We start from the raw sequence: 26,227 nt of genomic DNA on the forward strand, positions 1-26,227 counted from the left end.
CCGCTTTATTCATTATACTTACGGTAAGAAAGGGAGGTTTTCAGGATGTCGATTTTAAAAGCGGAGCAATTATCCAAAACTTATTTTCAAAAACAGGGGAATTTATTTCATAAAGCGTTACATAATTTCACCATGAATGTACAGAAAGGGGAATTTGTCGGGGTGATGGGTCCATCAGGCAGCGGGAAAACCACTCTGCTTAACTTAATGGCCACGATTGATAAGCCCACCACAGGTAAAGTCATTCTAAATGATCAAAATCCTAATGAATTAAACAATCAAGACCTGGCTTTGTTTCGCAGGAGGGAAATTGGATTTGTTTTTCAAGACTTCAATCTTCTTGATACACTTACCGTTCGCGAAAATATCCTCCTTCCTTTAGCGTTAGATCATTATAAATTGCAGGAAATGGAAAATAGGGTGAATCAGTTGGCGAGCCTTCTTGGTATAGAAGGGATTTTAGAAAAGCGGACTTATGAAATTTCCGGAGGTCAGCAGCAACGAACGGCATGTGCACGAGCGATGATTCATGAGCCTTCCATTATTTTAGCGGATGAACCTACTGGTAATTTGGATTCCAAATCCGCCAAGCAGGTAATGGATACCCTCACGACACTTCAGGAGAAAAAGGGAGCAACCATCCTCATGGTCACTCATGACCCGACTGCCGCCAGCTTCTGTGACCGGATTCTATTCATAAAGGATGGTAAGTTCTTTTCGGAGGTGCACAGCGGAGGGGAAAGACAGAGTTTCCATCAAAGGATTTTAGATACGTTAAGCGTTTTGGGAGGAGTCTATCATGAACATCCGACTTCTCGCTAAGAGAAATATCCAGGGAAATGCACAACGATATCTAGCTTATTTTTTCAGTATTGTCCTTTCCGTCTCAATCTTTTTTATTTACGCATCATTTATCTTTCATCCTGATGTGGTCCATGCGAATATTCCTGGGGGACAGCTAATTAGTAGGGGACTCATTGCAGCAGAAATAGTGATTATCATATTTTCGGTTTTCTTTATCGCTTATTCGAATGCCGCATTTATACAGCCGCGAAAAAAAGAGTTTGGGCTGCTGACACTGCTTGGAATGTCCAAATCCCAACTAAGAAAACTGATTTACCTGGAGCAAACGATGGTTTCCCTCATATCAATCCTGATTGGGGTAGGCTTGGGGTTTTTATTCTCAAAGTTATTCTTAATGGCAGTTTCTTGGTTATTGGCTGTAGAGCAACCAATATCGTTTGTTTTTGTCCCTGAGGCCTTTGTTTATACGATTGTTGGTTTCGTTTTGCTATTTCAGCTATTATCGCTCCTTTCATTGTTCCACATTGGAAATGCGGAGGTGGTCGATTTACTAAAAGATAAACAAAAACCAAAAAAGACGCCCTTCGTTTCAAAGTGGTTAATTGCATTATCGGCCGTTAGCTTAGGCGTTTCTTATTATTTGGCAGGCACTATGTCATTGAACAATTCTTATATTCGAGTAATGCCCATTTTACTCTTCGTACTGATCGGCACCTATTTTTTATTCAGCCAAAGTATTGTCGCTCTTTGCAGCAGGCTTTACCGGAAGAAGAAAAGCTTATATGGTGGAACGAATTTAATTTCTCAAACAAACCTGATATTTAATATTAAAGACTATTCCAGATTATTCTTTTTGACCTCGATCATTACAGCCGTCATTTTGACAGCTGCAGGCACACTTTTCATGTTCAGTGCAGACTTAAAAAAGCAAGGGATGAATAACATTCCTCAATCAATTGGCTGGGTGGAAAATGATGCTTCTATAAATTCCATTATTGAACCATCCGCAGTAGAGAAAGCATTAAAGGAAGATGGATTCAAGATCCTTTACAAAGTAAATATGACAGGTGTACCCATTACCTACATGTTACCCCATATGAGAACGGGAGAATCTAATGAAAATAGGTCATTATTAATCTCGGAAAGTGATTATAACAATGTGGCTGCATTGCGAAAAATTGATCCGGCAAAGTTATCTGGAAAGGAATCGTTATACGTTTTTCCTTATGGAGGACTGGATTATCAATTCGTCCAAAAGGGAGAACAAAAGGAACTTCACTATGGTAAACAAACCATACAGGTAACAATGATTGGTCAGCGCAATCAATCCATAGTCGCCCCCATAAAGTCAGCAACGACCCTGATGGTGGTCGATGATCGGCTGTTTCATGAAATAACTGCTGATGTGCCTTTAAAAGAAAAGGTAAGAGTACGCGGGTATGAAATTAGTGATTGGGAAGAATCAATGGAAACATCCAGTAAAATCGAAAAAATGTCTAATAATCCAGACCAGAATCAATTACAAACAAGAGCTCCGATTTATCAAGAAATGAAACAGGGAAGCATTTTGATACTTTTTATAGGCTTGTTTGTCAGTTTATTATTCTTTATCGTCCAAGGAAGCATGATGTATCTGCGAGTTTTTACGAATTTAGAAGATAAAAAAATCCAAATTCATGCCCTTCATCGATTGGGACTGACAAAAAAAGAAATCCGGCAAATTTTAAGTGCGGAAATACGCATCCTCTTTTTCGCTCCTTTTCTAATAGGGATGATTCATGCCATAATCGCATACGTGGCATTAAGCAATTTATTGGGATCCAACTTGTTCGTCTATTCTGCTATGGTCATCGGAACGTATTTTCTTTTTCAACTGCTATATTATCAAGTAACAAAAAAGATGTATGAGCGCGCAGTCATCAATTCGATTAAATAAAAGCTATCATACGTAAATGGAATCAGGGGGTCAGGTCCTGATTCCATTTTTGTTTTCCTTATTGATAAATTAGTTAATATGTACTATTGAAAGGGGAGTGATTCCCTATTACCACGCAAATTAATATAAAAAGTGTGAATTATGGTGTAATTTTACAGATAAAACCTCTAGATTCTTGTAATATTTTCATATAAAGGGTAAAATTATTTATTTGAAAGAGAAAGTACCAAACCGAACATCGTCAATCCCCCCTTTTTCTTACATAAAATTATATTAATATAATTAATTATTGGAAATTAAATGATTTATTAGAAAAAATTATTAGTTTGTTCAGTGCAGATAAAATATGAAAAAGTTATATGATCGAAAGTTAGTGGGTAATCTGTTAATTACTTGATTTATTATAGTATTATATGCCTGGAATTATAGAGATTATTAGATTTTTCTCTATTTCTTTGTCCCTTTATATAGTAAACTCAGAATAGGTTCGTTAACTTTTAGCTGCTAGAGATGAGGTAAGTTTAATCCTATGAAAAATAAAAAGTTAAGGGCACTTATTTATTTGACCATTCTTTTATTGATTGTTTTCATTCTTCTAAATATGTTTTCAACATATTTAAGCATTAAAAATTCTGTGCAAAAATCCGTTGCTAATCAAAACTTGGTAGCTGCTAGATCTATTGCCGACTCGATGGATATAGAGGCCTATCAGCGATTTCTTAATAACCAAGTAAATAGCCGTGATTATAGGGATATAAAAGCTTACTTAGAGGATGCCCGTGAAAAAATAGGAGCATTATATGTTTATACCATCATGATTGATAATCCGGAAGTCTCTAAGGCTATGATTACTGGGTTTTCTAAAGATCATAAAGGGGATTTTCCTATCGGTGGTGCATGTACTGTTCCGCCGGAGCAGGTCAAACAGGGGTATGAAGGAAAAAGCTTCATTACCGGGATTCTAGAAGATCCGGAGTATGGTGAGTATTTGACTGTGGGAGTGCCGATGAAAAATCAAGATGGCGACATAATTGGTTTTTTGGGCATTGATGTGAGCGCAGAAGATATTAATGCCATTAACGGCAAGGTATTGAAAAGCAGCATTGCCATTCTAGTTTATAATGGTGGATTTGTTATCATGCTGCTGGTTACCTTTTTTGTCATTCAAAAATGGTATCAAAAGGAACTGACACGTGAAGTGGGGGATACGGAAGATACGTATCAATCGGAATTTCAATCACTCATTGCTTCAGTCCGCTCATTAAGGCATGATTTTTCCAATCATATTCAGGTAATACATGGACTGCTTAAATTAGAGGAAAACGCAAAAGCACTCGAATACTTAACCGGTCTTTCAAAAGAAGTGCATACAATTGAATCGATGAAATTGGATGTGACTCACCCGGGCTTATCTGTTCTGTTAGAGACAAAAAGGCTCTCGGCCCAGAATTATAACATCGATATTGAGGTTGATGTTTCACCCGAATCCTTCAATCGAATTAAAACAATCGATTTGATTAAATTATTATCAAATGTTATCGACAATGCTATTGAGGCAACAATTGAATTGCCAGAGCAAGAACGACGAATGAATATTGCCTGCAAAGCTGATGATGAAAAGTATACCTTTATGGTAACGAACACTGGACCAATGATTTCGGAATTAGATCTCGAGAACATATTCGCCAGCGGGTTTTCAACCAAAAAGGCACAAAAGGGCAAAGTTCGCGGACAAGGATTGTTCATCGTTAAAGACTTAGTGAACAGATATGATGGAGAGATTCATGTACAATCCACTGAAAAAGAAACGACCGTTTCGATGATCATACCCGTTAATGGAAAAATTGGCTAAATTGATCTAAAGGAAAGACAAAAAATATAAAGGTATGGTTCCTCAAATGCAGAAGGAATCATACCTTTTTTCGATTCTATTAACTGGATTATATTCCCTTCTGCCAGGGGAAGGAGCAATGGAGCTGTGAGCTTCAAATGTATTTTTGGCAATTTTACACTCTGACAATCTAAGCGATATAAAGATGACGATTATTACCGTGAAAAGTTGAATAAAAGTACCTGAATTGGACATACTGGGTAGATGTTTAGCTGCTTTCATCGAGATTATGATAAGATAGGGAAAAAATCATTTAAGGCAGTGAGATTGTGAAACAACAAAAAGGAAAACTTCTCGTTATCATTGGACCGACTGCTGTTGGGAAGACAAAGATGAGCATTGAGATGGCAAAGTTATTTAATGGTGAAATTATTAGCGGAGACTCCATGCAGGTTTATAAAGGGATGGATATTGGGACTGCAAAAATCAAGAAGGAAGAAACAGAGGGAATTCCTCATTATTTACTTGATATTAAAGACCCTGATGAACCTTTTAGTGCGGCAGAGTTCCAGGAGCGGGCTAATGCTTGTATCGAGGAGATCCACAGCAGAGGAAAACTTCCCATTATCGTCGGAGGAACAGGATTATACATACAATCGGTCATTTATGATTATCAATTTTCGGAGGCACCATCCGACCCTGTTTATAGGGAGGGACTCGAAAAACAGGTTAGGGATTTGGGGATTGATCCCATTTTTGAACAATTACGCAGCGTTGACCCGGAAAGCGCGAATCGAATTCATCCTAATAATGTAAGAAGGGTGATCAGGGCACTAGAGATTTTTCATTGTACTGGTAAAACAATGAGTGAGCAGCTGAATGAACAGCCTACAGAATTGAAATATGATACGTGCATCATTGGATTGACAATGGAACGTGAAAAGTTATATCAACGCATCGATCAACGTGTTGATGGCATGGTGGAAGAAGGGCTGATTCAAGAGGTAGAGTCATTTTATGAAAAAGGTTTGAGGGATTGCCAATCAATCCAGGCTATAGGCTATAAAGAAATCTATGATTTTTTTGATGGTAGGGCTTCATTGGATGAAGCAGTTGAGACATTAAAGCAAAACTCCCGACGATATGCAAAAAGGCAATTGACCTGGTTTCGGAATAAAATGGATGTAATTTGGTTTGATATGACCGATCTCGAGGGTTTTCCAAAAAAAATACATGAAATATCTGGATTTATAGCAGGAAAGCTTTTCAGTGAAGGCGAATACATAAATTTAGAGAGAAAAGAGGAGGACTAATACATGAAACAATCAGTAAATATTCAAGATCAGTTTCTTAATCAATTACGTAAAGATGGTACGTATGTGACGGTATTTTTATTAAACGGTTTCCAGATTAGAGGACAAGTGAAAGGGTTCGATAATTTTACCGTTTTATTTGAATCAGAGGGTAAACAACAATTAGTCTATAAACATGCGATCTCTACATTTGCTCCACAACGTAATGTTCAGATTGATTACGAAGTGAAGGAATAATCATATATATGAATGTGAAAAACAGGTTTAGCTTATAGCGACCTGTTTTTTTTGCATGCACTTCTCTGTTCTTTTTCAAAGAATCGATAATTTTACGTACCTGATTTGAATATATATTAAGGAACGGATTATTTTCCGGGAAACCGCAGGAAATGACATTATCCCTAATAAATTGGTGAACGGGAATGGAGTTTGTCGAAACAAATCCTCCAATGAAAAAATCCTGTCAGAATAAGTCGCTTACCAGGCAGGGATGGGGCTTAATCTCGAAAAGAAATAAACGAATTTTCCGATGGGTTAGTTTTGGCTATGCAGCATATGCCTATGACCATCATAAATCGAAAATTGTGGTGTTTGAGTTAGGGTCCAAGATGGAGAGGTGAATGCATTGGAACAACCGATCCGTATGAAAAATAACGGGCAAATCAATATTGTGTTTAATGCGGAAAACAGAAAAGCGCTACAAAAGGATCTGCCGATAAAAGAAATTTTGGTGCAGGAAATCCCCCACCAGCATGTGGCATTGAAAGAGATTGAAGATGAACTGAAATCGCTGGTCGGAATGGAAGAAATGAAACGGATGATAAAAGAGATATATGCCTGGATTTACATCAATAAACAACGTGAGGCAAAGGGGCTGAAAACTGGCAGGCAAGCACTGCATATGATGTTTAAAGGAAATCCCGGAACAGGGAAAACAACGGTTGCACGCTTAATCGGTAAGTTGTTTCAAAAAATGAATGTACTTTCGAAAGGGCATTTAATTGAGGCGGAGAGGGCAGATTTGGTCGGGGAATACATTGGTCATACTGCCCAAAAAACAAGGGATTTAATTAAAAAGGCCATTGGCGGGATTCTATTTATTGATGAAGCCTATTCCTTGGGAAGAGGCGGCGAAAAAGATTTTGGAAAAGAAGCCATAGATACCCTTGTCAAGCATATGGAGGATCGGCAGCACGAATTCATTTTGATCCTTGCTGGATATTCGAGGGAAATGGATTATTTCCTCAGCCTTAATCCTGGCCTTCATTCCAGGTTCCCGCTTGTTATTGATTTTCCGGATTATACGATTGAACAGTTAATGGAAATAGCCGATCTGATGCTGCAGGAAAAGGAGTATCTAATGAATCGGGATGCCGAAAGGAAATTAAAAGAACATTTAATCATATTGCGTTCATTTCGGGGACCTATTTCATTTTCCAACGGACGTTATATCCGCAATGTACTTGAAAAGTCTATTAGGGCGCAGGCAATGCGGCTTTTACTGGAAGATTCATTTGAAAAATCCGATTTACTGACGCTTACCAGCCAAGATTTGATTTTCGAGGATGATGAGAAAGAATGACATGGAAAAGCCCGCCAAGATGGCGGGCTTTTCAAATTTATGTTTTAGGCACCCATTTCTTATTAGGAAGATGCCAATTATTGGTGTAAGAAAGGACTCGCAATATCGTGATGACGGCAAAGAGCGAATAAAGCTGCCATGACTGGGATAATAAACCACTGCCTAAAGCCAAGCCTGCAATGATGGCCCATACTACGTAGATTTCTTTTCTGAAGACCAATGGCTTTCTTCCAGCTAGCACGTCACGGAGTATCCCGCCGCCGCATCCGGTTAATGCAGCTGATACAATGATGGCGCTTATTGGATGATTAAGTTCCACAGCATACATCGCCCCTTGGATGGCAAAGGCTGAAAGGCCAATGGCATCAGTGAGGTTTCCCCATCTGTCCCAGTGCTTTGAAAGGTTTGTAGGAAAAACAAAAACGATGGTGATGGATACTAAAGCGATGACAAAATAGAAACTTTGATCCCATAACGCTGAAACGGGGACACCGATCAACAGATTACGGATTGCCCCTCCGCCAAAGGCGGTTATGATTCCTAAAATATAAACTCCTAAAATATCATACTCTTCTTCCATGGCGATGATGGTTCCGCTAATAGCGAATGCAATCGTACCTATGAAGCTTAATACTTCCCATGTCATATGAATGTCCCTCTATGTCTTTTCGATTTTGATGGTAAGGCCAAATATGATTTTAGCATGTTATCGGAATTTTTAAAACGGTTAAAAGCTTCGTTTTGAGGAAATTTTTATATATTCAATTTTTTTGTTATGATTAACTGAAATCTACCAGAAGGTGGTGCATGTGATTTGGAAGAAGCAAAAAAGGAAACGGCCGTGTTGATTGGGTGTCAAACAACTGAGGCTAATGAACGGTTCGAATATTCACTCGATGAACTGGCTTCTTTGGCGAAGACGGCGAATGGTGAGGTTTTAATGACCATCTCCCAGAAAAGGGAAAGTGTCGATCCGGCTACATATATAGGAAAAGGAAAAGTGGAGGAACTTCGGAATCTGGAAGAGGAGCTGGAGCCGGATTTATTTATCTTTAATGATGAACTATCCCCGAGCCAGATTCGGAACCTTTCGAAACAATTGGAGGCAAGGATCATTGACCGGACACAGCTAATATTGGATATCTTTGCTCAGCGGGCGAGATCCAGAGAAGGGAAGTTGCAAGTTGAACTTGCCCAGCTCCAATATTTATTGCCGCGTTTGGTCGGACAAGGGACGGCGATGTCCAGGCTAGGAGGCGGAATCGGCACCAGGGGACCAGGGGAGACGAAGCTGGAAAGCGACCGACGCCACATCCGTGGGAAAATAGATGAAATCAAGCAACAATTAAGTGGGATAGTGAAGCATCGTGAACGCTATCGTGATAGAAGGAAACGTAATAAGACATTTCAAATAGCACTTGTGGGATATACGAATGCAGGTAAATCAACGCTGTTCAACCGTTTGACAGAGGCGGATTCATACGAGGAGAACCAATTGTTCGCTACATTGGATCCCATGACACGAAAGGCGATTCTTCCTAGCGGATTTACCGTGCTGCTGACGGATACGGTTGGATTCATACAAGATTTGCCGACATCTTTAATTGCCGCATTCCGTTCTACCCTGGAAGAAGTGAAAGAAGCGGATCTGTTGCTTCATGTGGTCGATTCCTCAAGTACAGATTACTTTAATCATCAGAAAACGGTGCAGGATTTGCTAAATGACTTAGATGTCCCTTCCATTCCACAGCTAACGTTGTATAATAAGAAAGATAAGATTCACACTGATTTTGTCAGGTCAGCAAGTCGTGCTTCATTAATGATCAGTGCCTATGAACAATCGGACCTGAATCAAATCATGGAAGAAATTGAAAAGTACGTGATTGAAGAAATGGTCCCGTATCATGTTTTCCTGCCGTCGAGTGAGGGTAAATTATTATCACAGCTGAAAAATGAAACCATATTGCGCACGCTCTCCTTTAATGAAGAATCGGAAAGGTATGAATGCAAAGGTTTTTGTCTAGCTGATCATCCAATAACCGGGCAGCTGGAGAAATATTCATTATAAAGGGGAATTTTGATGTATCATCAGTTAACTAATGGAGAAGTGTTGAAAAGCATTGCCCAGGAAGTGGAAGCAATGATTTCTCCGTTACATAAGCAAGTGGACGAACGAATTGAAGAAAATCAATTCCGCGTATTACAAAGTTATCAAGCACATAGAGTGAGTGATTCCCATTTCATCCCGACTACAGGGTATGGATACGACGATATTGGCCGCGATACGCTGGAATTGATATATGCAGATGTATTTGGAGCGGAAGCTGGATTGGTGCGCCCCCAAATTATTTCAGGCACACACGCCATCTCCACCGCTCTTTTCGGCATATTGCGCCCAGGGGATGAATTGTTATACATAACTGGAAAGCCGTATGACACTTTGGAAGAAATTGTGGGCATCCGGGGTTCGGGTATCGGATCTTTGCGTGATTTTCAGATCAGCTATAAGGCCGTTCCGTTAGAGGAAACTGGAACCGTTGATTTCGAAGCTGTCAAACAAGCCATCCAACCAAATACGAAGATGATCGGTATACAACGGTCAAAAGGGTATGCTACACGTCCTTCCTTTACGATTGATGAAATAAGGGAAATGATTTCTTTTGTAAAAGACATTAACCCTGAAATCGTCGTGTTCGTGGACAACTGTTATGGAGAGTTTGTTGAGACACAAGAACCATGTCACGTCGGAGCGGATTTAATGGCAGGTTCACTCATTAAAAACCCCGGTGGCGGGATTGTGAAGACCGGAGGATACATTGTTGGTAAAAAGGACTTGGTTGAAGCTTGTTCCTATCGGTTAACATCACCAGGAATAGGGGCTGAAGCAGGTGCGTCGCTTTATAGTCTGCAGGAAATGTACCAAGGGTTCTTCCTTGCTCCACATGTCGTGGGCCAAGCTGTTAAAGGAGCCATATTCACAGCTGCCTTTTTAGAAAAACTCGGTATGAATACATCTCCTAAATGGGATGCGAAGCGAACTGACCTGATTCAATCCGTCCAATTTAATGACCGGGATAAGATGGTCGCCTTCTGTCAGGCCATCCAATATGCATCACCAATCAATTCACATGTGACACCATATCCTGCCTATATGCCAGGATATGAAGACGATGTAATCATGGCAGCGGGCACCTTTATACAGGGGGCCAGCATTGAACTTACGGCAGATGGTCCGACAAGGGCTCCATATGTTGCCTACGTTCAAGGCGGATTGACATACGCCCATGTTAAAGTAGCTGTATTGACTGCTGTGAATGCGCTAATGGACAAAAAGCTGATTCAATTGTAAATGAAACTAAGTTAGGTATGTTATGGGAATCCAAATACAATTGGATTCCTGTAAAAGCAATAGTCATAATATTTGAGTAGTAATAAATCATTTAATTTTTCTGAAAAAAACACGTCATAAAATGTAACATGATATTGACAAGTTTAATAACATGATATAAGATAATTTTAGATAAACAAAAGGAGGATGCTAAGAATGAGCGGCAACAACATTCGGCGTTCGATGCCTCTTTTTTCCATCGGAATCGTCATGCAGCTAACTGAGTTGTCTGCACGCCAAATTCGGTATTACGAAGAGCATCAACTTATTACTCCTATGAGAACAGATGGAAATCGTCGGGTTTTTTCATTAAACGATATCGATCGACTGCTTGAGATTAAAGACTTAATCGAACAAGGAGTCAATCTTGCCGGCATCAAAAAGATTTTCACTGTAAAGGAACAGAATTTACCTAAAACTCAAGAATTAGAACAAGCGGAAAAGATAAGACAGGACCTTAGTGACGAGGAGCTTCGCAAGCTTCTGCGTGCCGAGCTTTTACAAGGAAGCAAGCATCGAACATCTCTTCGACAAGGGGATATGTCCCGTTTTTTCCAATAAAAATATGATTTATGAATGATTATTAGGGGGAATAGAAATTGGCAAAGTTCACACGTGAAGACATCACTCGTTTAGCGAAAGAAGAAAATGTTAAGTACATTCGTTTACAATTTACTGACATTTTAGGGACAATTAAAAACGTTGAAATCCCAGTCAGTCAATTAGAAAAAGCACTTGATAATAAAATGATGTTTGACGGATCTTCCATTGAAGGATTCGTACGTATCGAAGAGTCTGATATGTACCTATATCCTGATTTAAATACATGGGTTATCTTCCCTTGGACTTCCGAAAAAGGTAAAGTTGCACGTTTAATCTGTGATATTTACAATACGGATGGAACACCTTTTGATGGAGATCCACGTGCAAACCTAAAACGTGTACTTGCAGAAGCAAGAGAAATGGGCTTCACAGATTTCAATCTTGGACCTGAACCTGAATTCTTCCTATTCAAACTGGATGCAGCAGGCGAGCCGACTCTAGAATTGAACGATAAAGGCGGATACTTTGACCTTGCACCTACTGACCTAGGAGAAAACTGCCGTCGTGATATCGTTCTTGAGCTTGAAGAAATGGGATTTGAAATCGAAGCATCCCACCATGAAGTAGCTCCAGGACAACATGAAATTGACTTTAAATATGCAGATGCAATTTCAGCTTGTGATAACATCCAAACATTTAAATTGGTTGTTAAAACGATTGCCCGTAAACATGGTTTACACGCAACATTCATGCCAAAACCATTGTTCGGTGTTAACGGATCTGGTATGCACTGTAACGTTTCTCTATTCAAAGGCAACGAAAACGCATTTTATGATAAAGAAGGTAAATTGGAATTAAGTAAAACAGCTGAGCAATTTATCGCAGGTATCATTAAGCATGCTCCAAGCTTCACTGCGGTAACAAACCCAACTGTTAACTCATACAAACGTCTAGTTCCTGGTTACGAAGCTCCTTGTTATGTTGCATGGTCCGCTAAAAACCGTAGCCCACTAATCCGTATCCCAGCTTCACGCGGAGTAAGTACTCGCGTAGAGGTACGTAGTGTCGATCCAGCAGCAAACCCATACTTGGCACTTGCAGTTCTGCTAAAAGCTGGTCTTGACGGTATCAAGAACGACTTGACTCCTCCAGCTCCAGTTGACCGCAATATCTATGTAATGAATAAAGAAGAGCGTGAAGAAGTAGGTATCGTTGATCTACCAGCTACTTTATATGCTGCATTGGAAACATTAAAATCCGATGAAGTCATCAAAGAAGCATTAGGTGAACATTTACTTGAACACTTCGTCGAAGCAAAAGAAATCGAGTGGGATATGTTTAGAACACAAGTTCACCCATGGGAACGCGAACAATATATGTCAATGTATTAATCTTTAAAACCCTTGGCACCTTTGGTGTCAGGGGTTTTTTTATTTCGGGCATTCATTCATAAATACAAGAGAATTATCTGAACAAATCGGGAAAGTTATGTGGAATTTTGGTTTTCATCAAGGTACTGGTCCCGATGAATGGGATGAAGAAACAGGGATCTATCGGGACGCCAGAAGGTATCGGGGAAAATTATACAGAGACGATCTAGACACTTTATAAGGTGTCTTTTTTTATTATTCTAAATAGGAGTGATTAATTTGGCAGAAGAGAAAAAAAGCTATAGAGCATCTACCGGTGTGAATGAATTTTATTATGCGGTTTTAACAGATGACGATGACCATTCATTTACGGCTGGTGAAATTACCCGGATTAAATTTCTGCAAAATATTGAGGTAGAAATGCCGCAAGAAGCGATGAGGGCCTATGGGGATAGTGGTACAGCTGAAATTGCTATTTCAGGTGGAAATGTAACAGTATCCACTCAATTTCACAAAGTACCCATTCAGGATAAGAATATTTTATTTGGTCTAGAAACAGTGGACGGACTTTCGTCCATTGGCGGTGAGGATGTGCCACCTTATGTGGCAGCGGTATTTACTAAGACATTTGAGGACGGTTCTAAAGAGTGGGTGGGGCTTACAAAAGGAATGTTCATGCGTTCTAAAATTTCCGGTAAAACCAAAGAAGAAAACAAAGAATTTGATAATGAAGAAGTCACTGGAGAATTTATGGAGCGTTATGTAGAAGGAACCGAATCTGAAAAATCAGTTCTTTTCGGAGCTGACAAAAAAGGTGAAACAGACAGCCGGGATTCTCTATTCCAAAAGATATTTGGCAAACCTTATCCAGGAACAACTGGAGAGCAAGGTGGTGTGGAAGGATAAAGAGCAGGAATATTCCTGCTTTATCTTAATTTTTCCTTTTAGTGAAGGTTCTAAAGAAACAATTTACTGTCCTAGACACTTCTTTCAACTGGTGAATTACTTTCATTAAAGGCTGTTTATTTAATGAAGTAAATCTTTTTGTATCTGGGTTCAATTTTGTAATTGGTAACCAAATGGAAATATTTGTTTTTATGTGAATAAGTCGAAAATATATAAGGGTGAACAAAACCTTGTATATTTTCGACTTGATGCAAAAGCACCAGTTTTATCATTGACAACTGTACTTGAACTTAGGTTCTGTCTGAATATAAAAGGCATTTCTTACTTGTGCACTCCAATTTGCAAAGGCTGATCTCCATTCAGGAGTGTTAAAGAATTGATCAACAGTTTGAGTTTCAGAACGCCAAACTATAAATAGGTTGAGTGGGGCAATTCCTCCTGCCCAAATTCCATTATTTGCGTCAGTATCTTCTTCCCTAACTAATAATAAGGGTAGACCAAATTGAAAAGCCATTGAAGGTTCTACTTGTGAATAAACTGATCCTTCCCAGAACGGAGTGGATGGTGGAAGGGGTCCCTCATTAACGCCAACGGTCTTAATTTGAAAACGACGGAGGTTTACTGCTAACATTCCATAGCTTGATGAAACTAACCGACGAATATCGGTTAAAATGGCTTCGGGATAACTTTCGCTTAAAGGTAATGTACGTGGAAAAAGCAAAGCATTCTCAATCTCAAAAATTAGACGGTTTAGAAACTGTTGTTGGTTATCATTTAAATGAGTTGTCGTACTTAAAAATATGGGAATACGATAAGCACGGTCAATACACTCTTGGTGTGCCGATCCTATTTTTGCTTCATCTTTACGTAAAGAGCTATGCTCATTATTACTCACTTTCTCTTCATCTTTGCGTAAAGAGCTATGCTCATTATTACTCACTTTCTCTTCATCCTTGCGTGAAGAGCTATCCTTATTTTTACTCACTTTCTCACCTTCTTTTTATTAATTCTTCATAGTTTATGTAGATTAGTTTTTAAAGAGCTTATCTCTACTAAATATAGGCGGTTTGCTGTTTTACAAATCAATTCTGCTGTAGACTCAGAAAGTTATCACCTATAGAGTATCCGAAATTAATGATTGAATAAATTGGAAAATTGAGGGGGAGGTTAGAAACCTTCTTCAACTACCGGGTGCTTTAGTTCCATAGAGCATAAAAGAAGACCACAATGAGTGGTCTTTTTTATTTGTTCAAGAATCAACATTTCTCTAGCCCGAACTTATTTGGGAAGGAATTTTTTTCTGCCTTTAACAAGAACGCCTGTTCGTATATAATAGATGTAAAGGAGGGATCTTACTGATGAGTACAATTCGTGATAGAGGGCTCGTTAAATGGCAAGCTGCATTAATTATGCCGGAACATAAAGCTTTAAATAAAAAAATAGGTGAGGTCGATTATTTTCTAAATAAAAAACCTATCCTTGATGAATACCAGGTTGAAGAGTTTGAAAACAATATTCACTATGTGATGGAATATCATTTACCGATAAGTTTTACATTACATAATGAGGGAAATTCAAAAGAATTGCATGGATATTGTGTGTACATTCATCCTGTTACGAAAGAGTTACGAATCCAGAAGAAAGATAGTTCCTTTGAGTATATTCAATTTGGTAATATCATTAATGTAATCGTTGAGGATTAATAAATTAATAAAAGCCCCGAAGAGTAAGGGCTTTTTATATCATAAATAACCAACTAATTCTAACTTATTGTTTGTGGAAGTTATTACTATTATAATTACACTATAGTATCTAAATCACTAATTTCAACTTTACCTGGACGGGATGTGTCGAGATAATTAACTTTTACATATATTTTATCATTTTCTATACTCACTAAAATCACTTTCCTATCTCGATTTTTAAGCTTGTTCGGATTCAAAGGATTTACAATGTATTTATTACCTATTATTAAATCTATTTTTCTAATAATTTTCCCATTACCCCCAGTAATAGATAAAACGCTTTTATGTTTAATTTCTTTTATTGAGATAGTCTGCATTTTATTACTCCCACCCTCTCCCTATGAAAATTTCTTAATATGATTACAAAAAAAATAACCCTTATTCACCGGCAAGTTCTACAAAGGCGGACTATATTGGAGTTAAAACATTGAACGGTTCAACATACTTCAGGAATGATTTTGCTATTGGGACTCATACTTTTAAACTTAAAGGGTATAAAACTGTTAATGGTCAAACAAAGGCCTATTGGTAATTGGTAGTAGAAAAATAATGAAGAGATATGCTCATTGCATATCTCTTTTAATTAGGAGAAGATTGGTTTTATGAAAAAATACTACATAGCTGCGTTATCTGTTTTGATATTGCTTGGGGTTTTTTACTGGTTTTATGCTTCATCTCCACCTAAAGAATTAAGATTAAGTACGTCTAATAATGATGATATTGAAAAAGAAAGCGAAGAAACGAATGCGGCTGAGTATGGTTCGGTTGGGTATGGTTTGATAGATTTGAATGGTAAACTTATCGATGAAGGAAGTGCACTTAATAGTAAAAACAATGAAGTGACAGTTGTTGCCTCAGTAGACAATGACATTGATGAGGACAGAAAGTATGCTTTACTTATTTTTGAAGATTATAAACAAGTAAATTTCAAAGCTGAAAATAAGGAGCAGGAAGTAAATAAATTTTTCTTTGAAGCGAAACCTAATACCTCCATAAACTTCAAAGTTTCTGTTCCCATTCGTTCCGACTCCAGTGAATTGACTTTTGTAATCGTTCAAAAGCCAGAGTATAAATTGAAGGAGCTCGACCTAAATAGGGCAGGGATTTTAGAACAAGTTTTATGTATGCGGTATTCCATCAACAAAGCTGACAGCGGGAAAGATGCAAAAAAAGTAAAGGAAGTAAAACCTGATACTATTGTAAAGGATGGATTCAATGAAAATATATCTATCACAAATAGTCAGGAAAAGTTGCAATCAATTATGACTGAAAAAGAAGGCAAGAAACTTAAGTTCTCTGCCGGAAATGAGACAAATGCTGAGATCAGATATGCAATCATAGCTTTAAAAGATTGGGAACAAGTTGCAGTTAGAGATAACACAGACGTCTTATATACCACTGTTCCACCAGAAACTAGACATCTTTTTGATTTTAATTTACCCGACATTGAAAGAGAAAGTAATTTCCAACTCATCGCCTTCCCATTTCCTTATGAAGTAAATGCTGATAATTATGAGAGTCAACAAACTTTTGGTTCCTTTAGAGTTGTTATTCAAAATAAAGAATAAGATTATTAACGGAAAGGAAGAATCGGATTGTCTACTATAATTAATATATTAGGTTTCGTGGGTATTATCGGATTTATAGTTTTTTTAGCAATAGCAAAAACTATAAAAGATAAATCTAAAAGGTAGTTGGTTTTATTAGTGGAATCACTTTCCCGGATAAGAGGTCTGGATTACCAGGCCTTTTTTTGTTCCTTACTTATACAGCATTGTAAGACGAGTCAAAAATCAAAAGGAGAATTCATATACCCTATTCCAACATGAAGCAGGTCTTTCCTATTTTTGGATAAGTTTTCCGTAAATAGGACTCCTCAAATACAGTATAAGTTCGTATATCCTTTTTTCTCTTCATTGGTACTTGGCGGATCATGCCTAGGTCTTCAAGTTTTTTCATTAAACGTTGTACTGTTTTATAAGAAACTTCAAGCTTATCTGCAATTGTATTCTTACACATATAGCTCACATCGATTTGATTGCAGCTGTGACGCTTTAAAATCTCTAACAATTTAATTAATCTAGCTTGTACATCTACACGTTTTACAGAAGCACGAATGGCGTCTCGACAAACTCGTACATTCTTATTTAATTCTTCTACGTCAATGAAAGATGATAAGTTGTTATATGCTTCTTCATTTGCGATTACATAGATACGTTTCTTCATTAATTTGGTCTCTTTTAGGAAACAAAAAAGCAACGATTCACCATTGATTAGCAAACCGTTACGAAGAAACCCATAATGTAATAAACTACATCTAAGGGTGCAGCAAGTGTTTGCATATTCAGAGTAGGCGGACGGTTTAAGAAGTGCTACCAACACGACTTTAACACGCTGTGCTCTTTTATTTTGTTTTTTTAAATGAATATTACACTAAAATACTGCCCGAAAATCACCCGGTAAATGCCCGATAATGCTTGAGTTATTATGATTTATTTTGATAGATAAATTCAAAGGAACCCTTATAAATAGGTATTTTTGTGCAAGATTGACACTATATTAACGGTTAGTACATGTTTAGAACACAAGTTCACCCATGGGAACGCGAACGATATATGTCAATGTATTAATCTTTAAAACCCTTGGCACCTTTGGTGTCAGGGGTTTTTTTATTTCAGGCAAATATAGGTTAAACAAATTTATGCTATGACTCTTGATAAACGAACAAAAGCATGTTTTGAGAAAAGATTAATTATTTTTGTGTTCCTTCATCAGCTCTAATAAATCATATTTGCACCAGAACCCATTTGTTAGTGAGGATATAGCATTTTTAGTAGGTTGATTAACTAATTATGAGTCTGCATTTCCTAGGGCAGCACTTAAAGTGTTTTAAGCTAGAATACGCTTGTATAGCGTCAGATTGTATGTCCCACTTGTTCCTGCGGGCATTTGAATAACAAAAGAAGTTGGATTTTTCACATTTTTACCAATCGTATTTCCTGGTGGTACTGGCCCGATCGTAGTTGTAACAGGAGCTGTTGATGAATTGACTGTACCTGTTACAGTTGTAACGCTTGCAGCAGAATTAAAAATCTCAAAAGTCCCTTCAATGTAAGTACCAACGGGAGCAGTAAATACCGTCTCATCTACTACTCCAATTGTTGGACCATTAAAATTACCGCAAATGCTTTCTTGAAATATCTGAGCAGGAGGACAACAAGAGTCATAAAAACACATTGTATATTTCTCCTTTCGATTGATTTTTTCCAGATATGTTTTATCTGTTCGATACTTGATCTTCATTCCTCTAATAGAGTATGAAGTCCGTTTTAAAAGATATAGAGTAATAAATTCCTTTATATCTTTATTACGCTAGAACACGCTTATACAAATTGATACAATATGACCCATTATCTCCAGCACCTGCTGTAATAGTAAAACTAGTAGGTTGATTAACTGATTGTGAGTCAGTATTTCCTGGAGCAGCACTTAAAGCTATCGCTGGAGTTGATGTCCCTGTAGCCGTTACTGTAGCAGTACTAGAAGCTGAGTTGAAAATTTCAAAAGTTCCTGAAGAATAAGCGCCTGCTGGAGCAGACCATATTTCCACACCCGTTAAAGGGCCGTTAAAATTACCACAAATTTTTTCTTGAAACACCTGTGCAGGAGGGCAGCAACCTCCGTTAATTCCATTTGAACCACACATTATGAATTCCTCCTATTTACTATTAAACAGCTTGTATTAGCCATTCAATATTATAGAATGTAAATTTTGCAATTTTGCAACTGACATGAGTGTAATATTTGCTAAATTATTTTAATTCCGTTAATAGAAATAGAAAAGGTGGAAGGCAATTTCCCTTAAATATGTGGAATACTTATGAAGGATAAAGAAGTGAATAGAACTCCTTTAGGATTTAAAATAGTTTGATTACTTGTAGAAAAGTTTACGTTTCAGTAACTATTTTTTTATTTTACAATGGCTGGGTTCCTTGTTGCATTTTTCTTATTTATCTTTTTTTTGTTTACGTTTGTCATCGCAAATAACAGGAAAGCATACTTCCAAATAATATTTCCCCTCAGTTCTCCCTGTGTCTATCCCAAATACGATAATCGATTCGGCAGCATCTACTGTTGCTGAAAGCGTATTGCCAGAAGGAACGGAGAATTCAACTGGACTTTCATCATTTCGATTCACGAGAACCCGAACCGATGCAGTGCTCATAGCACTATTGAATACAGAGATTGTTACGGTAGCGTCCATCAAAATTCTCGCTTTCCAAATTTCTAGACTCGGAACCTGATCGGTCAATAACAGATTACCACATGTGCTATTGCATACAATTGGTCCTGACATTTCTGTAGGTATATTTACTTTCACTTTGATTTTTTTCTCGACTATGCATTTGCATTTTTTGTGCCCACAAACTCTACATTTTTCATGCTTGCATCTGCATTTAGTGTACTTGCAATCTGAACATTTTTTTTGTTTACTCAAATTACTTCCACCCCCTAATTCAAGTTACTATATTTCTATTAATATACTGTACAAATTGCCTGTACTTATAACTTGAACAAGGGTTTTATGATTAAAAATGGGACTACTTTTGGTGTATTTATGGGAATCACGTTAGTTAAACAGGAAGGTTTTCCATTGTCAGGAACCGCGGTTTCTATACCGTTAAAAATAACCGTTTCTTTAGTTGTATTTTCTAAATCATCCCTAACTTGAAGATATGTAAATTCATCCCCGGTGAAATATCGTGAAACAGAAATGAACTATTTCCGAAAAAAAATGAACAATAGAACAACCTACTATGTAGATAAGGGCAAATAAGCCCTTTAAAGTACTAATTAATATCCAAAATACCTGGGAGGGCAGCATGGATTGTGCGTTGGCTTTCCACATATCAGGTGTTGTGTATAACATTCGTTCACCACGGATTGAGTGTGAGGAAAGTAATGCTTATACGTGTTTACATGTTTATTGACAGTTGTAGTATGTGATGGATGAACGACAGGAATTACTGTGTTCGATACGTTCGTATTAATATATTGCTGTGTTGGAGAGACTTGCGCTGGAGCAACTTGAGTAGGAAGTGTTTGCGCGGGGCAATGTTGTACTGGAGACGTAGGCATTGGACTAAAGGCTCCCATAACGTTGGAGTGTTTACCAGTTGATGCGCCCATTACTCCAGGTGCGTTCCCGAACGCTCCCATTACATGGGGGTTATTTCCTCCAATATTACGAAAAAACATTTATAATACATCCTTTCATTAAGATTTCATTACACTTGTAGTTTATGAAAAAAATGGTAGGTTTGTACTATTGAAAAAGCCTTTTAAGACAAGAATAGGCATAGAACATATGTTGCAATCAAAGTCGTCTCATTGGGCGGCTTTTTATTATGTATACATCCTAGGCATACAGAGAGTTAAAGAGAATTTTTATGTTAAGGGGGGACCTGAACATTTTAGGAAATGGACATGCCACAACGATTAGATAATCATGAATAACGTATAACGAATTTAGAAACTAACTACAGCGAGGTCATTAAGGAAATATCTTAAACAAGGGATCAGATTGAATCTCCATTCACTGATATGGATTTAAATTTAAGGTTATGGCCCGGTGCATTTGTTGGCCTTAGTGGGACCGGATTTTATGAGTTAGTTACCAAAAGAGAAGGAACTTCAAAATAAGCTGCCCATTGGGTGGCTTTTTCTTATTAATTTCAATTAAAAATATGGGTTCTGGTATGAATTCAGTGGTGAAAGCATCAACCTTAGAAATGATTAAGCGTGCCTATAAAGAAGGTATTTACGCACAAATCAGCGCTGGTTATCGCTCCATGGAAGAACAGGCGGCTTTATTTGGCCAAGGTCGTTTTTATAGCTACAAAGGTAAAAATTATAGCAATCTAGCCAAGCCAAAGGTGACAAACGCTAAGCCAGGACAATCATTCCATAACTTTGGAGTAGCAATTGACTTTTTTCTTGTCAGTGAGGACGTAAAAACCATTGTGGGCTATTAACTCTAAATGGAAACGAGTAGCTGTTATTGGTAAAGAATTAGGGTTTAAATGGGGTGGAGGATTGGACAGGTTTTAAAGATTATCCTCACTTGGAAATGACGGGTGGCTTATACTATTCACAGAAGAATGCAGGCAAAAAACCTAGTCTTTCTTTGAAATTCAAGATAGAAAACGTAACCGTTATTACTGTACCTCCTAAGACTGAAGTGGCTTCAAAGGTTAGTAAAGAGCCTTCCAAGAACAAATGGGATAACACTATTTTTTCTATTCAAAAAACGTTAAACAGCCGTTATAAAGCTGGTCTTGTTGTGGATGGTAGATGGGGAGCTAAAACTAAGGCTGCAATTGTCACTGTCCAAAAAGGTGCAAAAGGGAATCTTACATGGATCCTACAGTCTGCACTTTATTTGGAAGGATTTAACCCTGGCTCATTTGATTCTATATTCGGAAAAGGTACTGAATCAGCATTATCTAAATTCCAGAAAGCTAAAAAGATAACTGCAGATAAGAAGGCAGGTAAAGCAACTTTCACTAAATTGCTTGCTGCATAATAAAAAGCCTTTACTCGCTTTGAGTAGGGCTTTTTATTTATAGCTCTGTTTAAAGTACATTCACTTAACAGGTGCATATGATAATGTTATAAACTGTGAAGGGTTGAGAAAAATGTACTATGTTCCTTATATCCATACCTATCAATATCAAAATCCTTATTATGTTAATGTACCAATGTATAACTATGTAAGAAATCCTGATTATTGGAGTGTTAATAATGCTAACCAATTGGGTTTTTTACAATCATCTAACGGAAGAAATAATATTGAGGTAAAAGATTATGGACCAAAACCATTTGTAGTGAATATCAATGAAGATACGAAACAAAACACTACCTACCGTACCGCTTTATGGACAGGAAAACATTTGCAAGTTACACTGATGAGTCTTAAAGTTGGTGAAGATATTGGTTTAGAAATTCACCCTAACGTTGACCAATTTTTACGTATTGAACAAGGTCAGGGGGTTGTTCAAATGGGTAATAGACAGGATAACTTAAACTTTGTAAGAAACGTTTATGATGATTATGCAATAATGATACCTGCTGGCACATGGCATAATGTAACCAATACAGGTAATATTCCTCTAAAACTTTATTCGATATATGCACCTCCTAACCATCCATTTGGCACTGTTCATGTTACCAAAGCAGATGCATTGGCTTCGGAAGAAGGGCATCGGATATGGCAATAGATTAATCCTAAAAAAATACCCTTCTCCTTAACTTTGAGTATATTCTTCAGTGATATCATTAGTGTAATCGTTAAGGATTAATAAAAGTCCTTTTCGAATCGAGTGGGGCTCAATTTTTTTATAGAGAGAGTTTAGGTTAATTAGAAAATGAATGGAAAAAGTATAATTATGGTGCAGACTACACATGGTACCTCCATCATAAAAAGTCCTTCTCTTAGTGAGAGGGGCTTTTCTTATTGAACCTTATTTATTTTAATCCTAATTTGTGACCATTCATCAGGGGAGGGGGTTTCAATATCTAACCTTGAAATTTTAGCATCATAAGGTGCATTGCTATCAATCATTTTACAAAATTCTTTTGAATAATACTTAGGAACATACCATAATTTCATGACTATAAATAGCACTTCTACTGCGTATTCGTCATATATATTTTCTTCATCTTTTTTTAGTTCAATTGAATCACCTATTTTTAACAGGTTTTTGACAATCTCCAGATAAGAAAGCAGGAAAAGCTACTTTCACTGAATTGCTTGCTGGATAATTGACTATCCTTCTCCTTAATCGGGAAGGAGTCTTTCTCTGTCCTTTATAATGCCAGTATACCGACTGTATCAAAGACCGCTAAGTGTTTTAGTATATCACGTCAAAAAAGCCTTATTTCATCACTATTAGTAAAAAAATCAGACCTTTTATTTTTTGATTATAATCTTCTCTAATGAACCTTTTTATTTCCTTTTACATACATTATCTAAGCAAACAGCCCAAAGTCTTTCGGTAAGTCCAGGAGGGATTCGTATGAGAAAAAATTTCAAGCAATACGGTCAAACTCTCCATTTGGTTGGAGGGAACTTAGTATATATTTCTAATATGATTTATCCTATTTATTCAAATGGAACTATTTCTAATTATCAACAATACTGTTTGGATATAAAAAATGCAATAAGTGTTAGTCAAAGCAGTATACAATCTCTTGAGACAATTTCTCCTCCGTATATTTTAGAAACGGAACATGGATTATTGATCAAAGCATTTAAAGATATATTAATTTGTCTAAACAGTTTAATACTAAGAATTAAAAGTGTAACACCCGCAGAAATAAAAGAAGCTGATATTATGAATGAAATTTCTATATTAAAAGTGATTCAACAGGAATTAACTGAAACTACACTGGGTTTGATTGAAAAGCTAAATTCACAAACAAGAAGGTGAGATGTTTTGAACCAAGGACCTGATGAAAATAATATATTGTATTCCTTACCTACTAATACTGCGGATAAGATTGATTTTTTTGGTGAAATGATTGTAAACATAGGGAATCTTATCACTGTTATCGGGATTGCTGTAGAGGCCCAAGAAGTTGAAGAGGTTGAAGAAGTTGAAGAGGGAGTAGGAGTAGGAGAAGGAGAAGGAGCTACTAAGAATCCAAATACCACCAATTCAGGATCAGATTCTAATGCAGGCTTTATATTATCATTGATTGGGGCCATATTGGTGACTATTGGAGACATGGTATCTACAGGATCTACTGCACTCGCAATTGAACAAACAGCTTTATTAGAGAAAAAAGCAGAACAAGAAGCAAAGGAACAAAGTAGAAAAATTAAAAAAATGGAAAAACAAATAGATTCATTACATCAGGATATGAAATCTTTATTTTTTATTACCGAATCTCTAAAAAGAGAAGTGATCTTCTTACAAAATTTTATTTATCCCCATTTTCACCAACAGTGAATTTTGCAGTTATGAATATTAAATTCAATAGGCCGGAGGCAATAATATATGAATAACGATATTTCCTAGATTGAAGAAGCAAAAAACACCTTAATAGGAAGGTTGTTTACACTAGGAAGCTCTGTTTTATTTCTTATTGGTTCATTTATTGCAGTGGTAGTAGCCTTTCAAGCATATAATAAACTTATCCATATTTAATAAATGTTTTATGATGTATAATTTCACAATTAACTAGTAAGAATTGGCGCATTGCTAATGTTTATGCAAACATAAATCCCGGTTTTTAAATAAGAATATCTTTACAATTTACATTCGTTTTGCCCTTAGTCACTAACTTTTTTTCTCAATAAGTGTAGTATGAATAAAAATCTGGATATGGAGCATATCCGGGGTATCCATATTCACCGTATCCACCATAAAAGGGCTCTGAAAGAAATGCTCCACCAGCAAGCCCCCCTGCGAAAGGAAATCCATAGCTAATACCAATACCACCATAATCTCCAATGGGACCAACAACACCAATGGGACCAACACCACCAATGGGACCAACACCACCAATGGGACCAACATGTCCAACACCACCAATGTGTCCAACACCACCAATGTGTCCAACCCCTCCAATGGGACCAATACCACCTACAGTAATTCTCCTTAAATCAACTATATTTATACCTGCATTTAATTCACACATTTCAAGTAACCCCTCCTCTATTTTTTAATTTGATTTAGAATATGCAAAGATAAGGAAGAAGTTTAGGTTATTACCTAGGAATATCAACATTTTTTATGTTTTATATTTCCTGTTATGAACCACATTTACCACATTTACAATACCCCTCTCTATGTGAGAAGGGCTTTTAAAGTAGATTATCTTTACAAGTCCATATTCGCTCTTGTTCTTAGTCACTAACTTTTTTTCTCAATAAGAGTAGTATAAATATGAGTCTGGATATGGTGCATAACCTGGATATCCATATCCATATCCATCATATCCATAATATCCTCCATAGCCGCCATAAAAAGGTCCTGCAAGCAAAGCTCCAGCAGCAAGACCACCTAAAAAAGGAAATCCAAAACCAAATGGTCTCCCAAACCCAAAAGGCCTTCCAAAACCTCCAAAGTGACCTCCACCACCAAAACCAATACGTCTTCTTAAATCGTTTAAATTTATATCTTCATCTGTGTATATATCATGCATTTTTTGCGATTCCTCCTCTATTCTTTATTGATTTAGAGTATGCAAAGAAAAGGAGGATGTTTAGGTTCATACCTAGGAATATGTACTGGGAAACTTCTACTCTGTAAAAATCTCGTTCCTTTTGAATGTAAGTAAACCTTGATGTTTATGTTCATTGTTTTTCCTCACAATTAATAACTAATTGCTTTAATTTCTACGTGATCTATTTCCTTAATCATATTACTCGGGAATGAAGGAACTCCTAGGTCAATGCTACTATTATTGCCGGATTGAACAGTAGTGGAGTCGTCAGAGATGCGTATTAATGCACCTGAAAATTTATTATCTTCTGCTGCAACCTGAATATCTGTCGCATCCATATCACCTTTGTTGTGAATAAATCGGTTACATTAACGCTTCCACCCCAAAAAGTAAATCATAGTGATGAAGAATTTCAATATAATATTTGGAAATTATATGATTTAAGGTCATGATAAAAAGAGGAACTTATGGATAAAGGAGGAAGTGTGTATCATAATTTAATGATTTTCTTTTCCCTGTATTAAATAGATTCCTTTATTCTCCAATTTATAATCGTAAAAACCCCCTTTTTTATAA

General features: G+C 37.1%; 28 protein-coding genes and 1 pseudogene. 18 read left to right on the top strand and 11 right to left on the bottom strand.

The window, feature by feature from the left end; all coding sequences use genetic code 11:
* Positions 1–45 precede the first annotated feature (45 nt).
* The 6 genes from MKY17_RS08870 to spoVK all read left to right on the top strand — a co-directional run bounded on the left by MKY17_RS08870 (position 46) and on the right by spoVK (position 7,466).
* Positions 46–822 carry an ABC transporter ATP-binding protein gene (locus MKY17_RS08870; protein WP_096341012.1) on the top strand — a complete coding sequence of 259 codons (777 nt, stop codon included), beginning with the start codon at positions 46–48 and terminating at the stop codon, positions 820–822.
* Positions 800–2,740 carry an ABC transporter permease gene (locus MKY17_RS08875; RefSeq protein ID WP_098372702.1) on the top strand — a complete coding sequence of 647 codons (1,941 nt, stop codon included), beginning with the start codon at positions 800–802 and terminating at the stop codon, positions 2,738–2,740. Before MKY17_RS08870 ends, MKY17_RS08875 begins: the two co-directional genes overlap by 23 nt.
* 529 nt (positions 2,741–3,269) lie before the next feature.
* Positions 3,270–4,592, top strand: coding sequence for an ATP-binding protein (locus MKY17_RS08880; protein ID WP_098372703.1), 1,323 nt, complete (start codon positions 3,270–3,272; stop codon positions 4,590–4,592).
* A gap of 305 nt (positions 4,593–4,897) precedes the next feature.
* Positions 4,898–5,884, top strand: coding sequence for a tRNA (adenosine(37)-N6)-dimethylallyltransferase MiaA (gene miaA, locus MKY17_RS08885; protein ID WP_098372704.1), 987 nt, complete (start codon positions 4,898–4,900; stop codon positions 5,882–5,884).
* A 3-nt stretch (positions 5,885–5,887) separates the two neighbouring features.
* A complete protein-coding gene (gene hfq / locus MKY17_RS08890) occupies positions 5,888–6,121 on the top strand; it encodes an RNA chaperone Hfq (protein WP_034313436.1) in 234 nt (77 codons plus the stop codon).
* 388 nt (positions 6,122–6,509) lie between these two features.
* Positions 6,510–7,466: a stage V sporulation protein K gene (spoVK, locus tag MKY17_RS08895; RefSeq protein WP_063236403.1), complete on the top strand. Its 957-nt coding sequence runs from the start codon at positions 6,510–6,512 to the stop codon at positions 7,464–7,466.
* Positions 7,467–7,503: 37 nt separating this feature from the next.
* Here the strand turns inward: spoVK and MKY17_RS08900 are convergent, their stop codons facing one another.
* Positions 7,504–8,112, bottom strand: coding sequence for a trimeric intracellular cation channel family protein (locus MKY17_RS08900; RefSeq protein ID WP_098372706.1), 609 nt, complete (start codon positions 8,110–8,112; stop codon positions 7,504–7,506).
* A gap of 168 nt (positions 8,113–8,280) precedes the next feature.
* Between MKY17_RS08900 and hflX the strand changes: the two genes are divergently transcribed.
* The 5 genes from hflX (at position 8,281) to MKY17_RS08925 (ending at position 13,673) form a co-directional block, all read left to right on the top strand.
* A complete protein-coding gene (hflX, locus tag MKY17_RS08905) occupies positions 8,281–9,534 on the top strand; it encodes a GTPase HflX (RefSeq protein ID WP_144528769.1) in 1,254 nt (417 codons plus the stop codon).
* Between the two features lie 12 nt (positions 9,535–9,546).
* Positions 9,547–10,815, top strand: coding sequence for a methionine gamma-lyase family protein (locus MKY17_RS08910; protein WP_098372708.1), 1,269 nt, complete (start codon positions 9,547–9,549; stop codon positions 10,813–10,815).
* A 195-nt stretch (positions 10,816–11,010) separates the two neighbouring features.
* The gene (locus MKY17_RS08915) at positions 11,011–11,415 is read left to right on the top strand and encodes a MerR family transcriptional regulator (protein ID WP_076368569.1); all 405 of its coding nucleotides are present in this window, start codon (positions 11,011–11,013) and stop codon (positions 11,413–11,415) included.
* Between the two features lie 38 nt (positions 11,416–11,453).
* Positions 11,454–12,788: a type I glutamate--ammonia ligase gene (gene glnA, locus MKY17_RS08920; RefSeq protein ID WP_034313424.1), complete on the top strand. Its 1,335-nt coding sequence runs from the start codon at positions 11,454–11,456 to the stop codon at positions 12,786–12,788.
* A 258-nt stretch (positions 12,789–13,046) separates the two neighbouring features.
* Positions 13,047–13,673, top strand: a complete 627-nt coding sequence (locus tag MKY17_RS08925; protein ID WP_098372709.1) for a major tail protein — start codon at positions 13,047–13,049, stop codon at positions 13,671–13,673.
* 268 nt (positions 13,674–13,941) lie between these two features.
* Here the strand turns inward: MKY17_RS08925 and MKY17_RS08930 are convergent, their stop codons facing one another.
* Positions 13,942–14,568: a hypothetical protein gene (locus MKY17_RS08930; protein WP_098372951.1), complete on the bottom strand. Its 627-nt coding sequence runs from the start codon at positions 14,566–14,568 to the stop codon at positions 13,942–13,944.
* Between the two features lie 463 nt (positions 14,569–15,031).
* Between MKY17_RS08930 and MKY17_RS08935 the strand changes: the two genes are divergently transcribed.
* Positions 15,032–15,376, top strand: coding sequence for a YolD-like family protein (locus MKY17_RS08935; protein WP_339201667.1), 345 nt, complete (start codon positions 15,032–15,034; stop codon positions 15,374–15,376).
* A 95-nt stretch (positions 15,377–15,471) separates the two neighbouring features.
* On the opposite strand, the gene MKY17_RS08940 is transcribed toward MKY17_RS08935, so the two are convergent.
* The gene (locus MKY17_RS08940; protein WP_098372711.1) at positions 15,472–15,735 is read right to left on the bottom strand and encodes a hypothetical protein; all 264 of its coding nucleotides are present in this window, start codon (positions 15,733–15,735) and stop codon (positions 15,472–15,474) included.
* Positions 15,736–16,020: 285 nt separating this feature from the next.
* Between MKY17_RS08940 and MKY17_RS08945 the strand changes: the two genes are divergently transcribed.
* Positions 16,021–16,986: a hypothetical protein gene (locus MKY17_RS08945; protein WP_098372712.1), complete on the top strand. Its 966-nt coding sequence runs from the start codon at positions 16,021–16,023 to the stop codon at positions 16,984–16,986.
* A 328-nt stretch (positions 16,987–17,314) separates the two neighbouring features.
* Here MKY17_RS08945 and MKY17_RS08950 read toward each other — a convergent pair.
* The 5 genes and pseudogenes from MKY17_RS08950 to MKY17_RS08970 form a co-directional block, all read right to left on the bottom strand.
* Positions 17,315–17,644, bottom strand: a pseudogene (locus tag MKY17_RS08950) (HTH domain-containing protein); the annotation flags it as partial.
* A gap of 663 nt (positions 17,645–18,307) precedes the next feature.
* On the bottom strand, positions 18,308–18,721 hold the full coding sequence (locus MKY17_RS08955; RefSeq protein ID WP_286177174.1) for an S-Ena type endospore appendage: 414 nt from the start codon (positions 18,719–18,721) through the stop codon (positions 18,308–18,310).
* Positions 18,722–18,785: 64 nt separating this feature from the next.
* Positions 18,786–19,124, bottom strand: a complete 339-nt coding sequence (locus MKY17_RS08960; protein WP_098372714.1) for an S-Ena type endospore appendage — start codon at positions 19,122–19,124, stop codon at positions 18,786–18,788.
* Between the two features lie 300 nt (positions 19,125–19,424).
* On the bottom strand, positions 19,425–19,799 hold the full coding sequence (locus MKY17_RS08965) for an S-Ena type endospore appendage (protein ID WP_142323992.1): 375 nt from the start codon (positions 19,797–19,799) through the stop codon (positions 19,425–19,427).
* A 473-nt stretch (positions 19,800–20,272) separates the two neighbouring features.
* Entirely contained in the window at positions 20,273–20,575 is a 303-nt protein-coding gene (locus MKY17_RS08970; RefSeq protein WP_286177183.1) for a CotD family spore coat protein, read from the bottom strand.
* A gap of 602 nt (positions 20,576–21,177) precedes the next feature.
* Here MKY17_RS08970 and MKY17_RS08975 point away from each other — a divergent pair.
* The 5 genes from MKY17_RS08975 (at position 21,178) to MKY17_RS08995 (ending at position 24,432) form a co-directional block, all read left to right on the top strand.
* Positions 21,178–21,453: a M15 family metallopeptidase gene (locus tag MKY17_RS08975; protein ID WP_286177175.1), complete on the top strand. Its 276-nt coding sequence runs from the start codon at positions 21,178–21,180 to the stop codon at positions 21,451–21,453.
* Between the two features lie 95 nt (positions 21,454–21,548).
* Positions 21,549–22,004, top strand: coding sequence for a peptidoglycan-binding domain-containing protein (locus tag MKY17_RS08980; RefSeq protein ID WP_286177184.1), 456 nt, complete (start codon positions 21,549–21,551; stop codon positions 22,002–22,004).
* Positions 22,005–22,116: 112 nt separating this feature from the next.
* On the top strand, positions 22,117–22,698 hold the full coding sequence (locus MKY17_RS08985; protein ID WP_339201668.1) for a cupin domain-containing protein: 582 nt from the start codon (positions 22,117–22,119) through the stop codon (positions 22,696–22,698).
* A gap of 798 nt (positions 22,699–23,496) precedes the next feature.
* On the top strand, positions 23,497–23,910 hold the full coding sequence (locus MKY17_RS08990; RefSeq protein WP_098372717.1) for a hypothetical protein: 414 nt from the start codon (positions 23,497–23,499) through the stop codon (positions 23,908–23,910).
* A gap of 6 nt (positions 23,911–23,916) precedes the next feature.
* Positions 23,917–24,432: a hypothetical protein gene (locus tag MKY17_RS08995; RefSeq protein ID WP_141995133.1), complete on the top strand. Its 516-nt coding sequence runs from the start codon at positions 23,917–23,919 to the stop codon at positions 24,430–24,432.
* Positions 24,433–24,775: 343 nt separating this feature from the next.
* On the opposite strand, the gene MKY17_RS09000 is transcribed toward MKY17_RS08995, so the two are convergent.
* From MKY17_RS09000 to MKY17_RS09010, 3 genes are all read right to left on the bottom strand, one after another.
* Positions 24,776–25,123, bottom strand: coding sequence for a hypothetical protein (locus MKY17_RS09000; RefSeq protein ID WP_339201669.1), 348 nt, complete (start codon positions 25,121–25,123; stop codon positions 24,776–24,778).
* A 228-nt stretch (positions 25,124–25,351) separates the two neighbouring features.
* Positions 25,352–25,630 carry a hypothetical protein gene (locus MKY17_RS09005; RefSeq protein WP_339201670.1) on the bottom strand — a complete coding sequence of 93 codons (279 nt, stop codon included), beginning with the start codon at positions 25,628–25,630 and terminating at the stop codon, positions 25,352–25,354.
* 170 nt (positions 25,631–25,800) lie between these two features.
* The gene (locus MKY17_RS09010; protein WP_339201672.1) at positions 25,801–25,989 is read right to left on the bottom strand and encodes a hypothetical protein; all 189 of its coding nucleotides are present in this window, start codon (positions 25,987–25,989) and stop codon (positions 25,801–25,803) included.
* Positions 25,990–26,227: the final 238 nt, after the last annotated feature.

Source organism: Peribacillus sp. FSL P2-0133 (assembly GCF_037975445.1).
GTDB classification, from domain to species: Bacteria; Bacillota; Bacilli; order Bacillales; family DSM-1321; genus Peribacillus; species Peribacillus simplex_E.

Coding starts and splice junctions, on each gene's coding strand:
- MKY17_RS08900 (WP_098372706.1), bottom strand. CDS start 8,112: ATGACATGGGAAGTATTAAGCTTCATAGGTACGATTGCATTCGCTATT.
- MKY17_RS08915 (WP_076368569.1), top strand. CDS start 11,011: ATGAGCGGCAACAACATTCGGCGTTCGATGCCTCTTTTTTCCATCGGA.
- MKY17_RS08980 (WP_286177184.1), top strand. CDS start 21,549: ATGACGGGTGGCTTATACTATTCACAGAAGAATGCAGGCAAAAAACCT.
- MKY17_RS08960 (WP_098372714.1), bottom strand. CDS start 19,124: ATGTGTGGTTCAAATGGAATTAACGGAGGTTGCTGCCCTCCTGCACAG.
- MKY17_RS08970 (WP_286177183.1), bottom strand. CDS start 20,575: ATGGGAGCCTTTAGTCCAATGCCTACGTCTCCAGTACAACATTGCCCC.
- MKY17_RS08880 (WP_098372703.1), top strand. CDS start 3,270: ATGAAAAATAAAAAGTTAAGGGCACTTATTTATTTGACCATTCTTTTA.
- MKY17_RS09000 (WP_339201669.1), bottom strand. CDS start 25,123: ATGTGTGAATTAAATGCAGGTATAAATATAGTTGATTTAAGGAGAATT.
- MKY17_RS08985 (WP_339201668.1), top strand. CDS start 22,117: ATGTACTATGTTCCTTATATCCATACCTATCAATATCAAAATCCTTAT.
- MKY17_RS09005 (WP_339201670.1), bottom strand. CDS start 25,630: ATGCATGATATATACACAGATGAAGATATAAATTTAAACGATTTAAGA.
- MKY17_RS08910 (WP_098372708.1), top strand. CDS start 9,547: ATGTATCATCAGTTAACTAATGGAGAAGTGTTGAAAAGCATTGCCCAG.
- hfq (WP_034313436.1), top strand. CDS start 5,888: ATGAAACAATCAGTAAATATTCAAGATCAGTTTCTTAATCAATTACGT.
- MKY17_RS08940 (WP_098372711.1), bottom strand. CDS start 15,735: ATGCAGACTATCTCAATAAAAGAAATTAAACATAAAAGCGTTTTATCT.
- MKY17_RS08870 (WP_096341012.1), top strand. CDS start 46: ATGTCGATTTTAAAAGCGGAGCAATTATCCAAAACTTATTTTCAAAAA.
- MKY17_RS08975 (WP_286177175.1), top strand. CDS start 21,178: ATGAATTCAGTGGTGAAAGCATCAACCTTAGAAATGATTAAGCGTGCC.
- MKY17_RS09010 (WP_339201672.1), bottom strand. CDS start 25,989: ATGGATGCGACAGATATTCAGGTTGCAGCAGAAGATAATAAATTTTCA.
- MKY17_RS08955 (WP_286177174.1), bottom strand. CDS start 18,721: ATGAAGATCAAGTATCGAACAGATAAAACATATCTGGAAAAAATCAAT.
- MKY17_RS08935 (WP_339201667.1), top strand. CDS start 15,032: ATGAGTACAATTCGTGATAGAGGGCTCGTTAAATGGCAAGCTGCATTA.
- MKY17_RS08875 (WP_098372702.1), top strand. CDS start 800: ATGAACATCCGACTTCTCGCTAAGAGAAATATCCAGGGAAATGCACAA.
- MKY17_RS08990 (WP_098372717.1), top strand. CDS start 23,497: ATGAGAAAAAATTTCAAGCAATACGGTCAAACTCTCCATTTGGTTGGA.
- MKY17_RS08945 (WP_098372712.1), top strand. CDS start 16,021: ATGAAAAAATACTACATAGCTGCGTTATCTGTTTTGATATTGCTTGGG.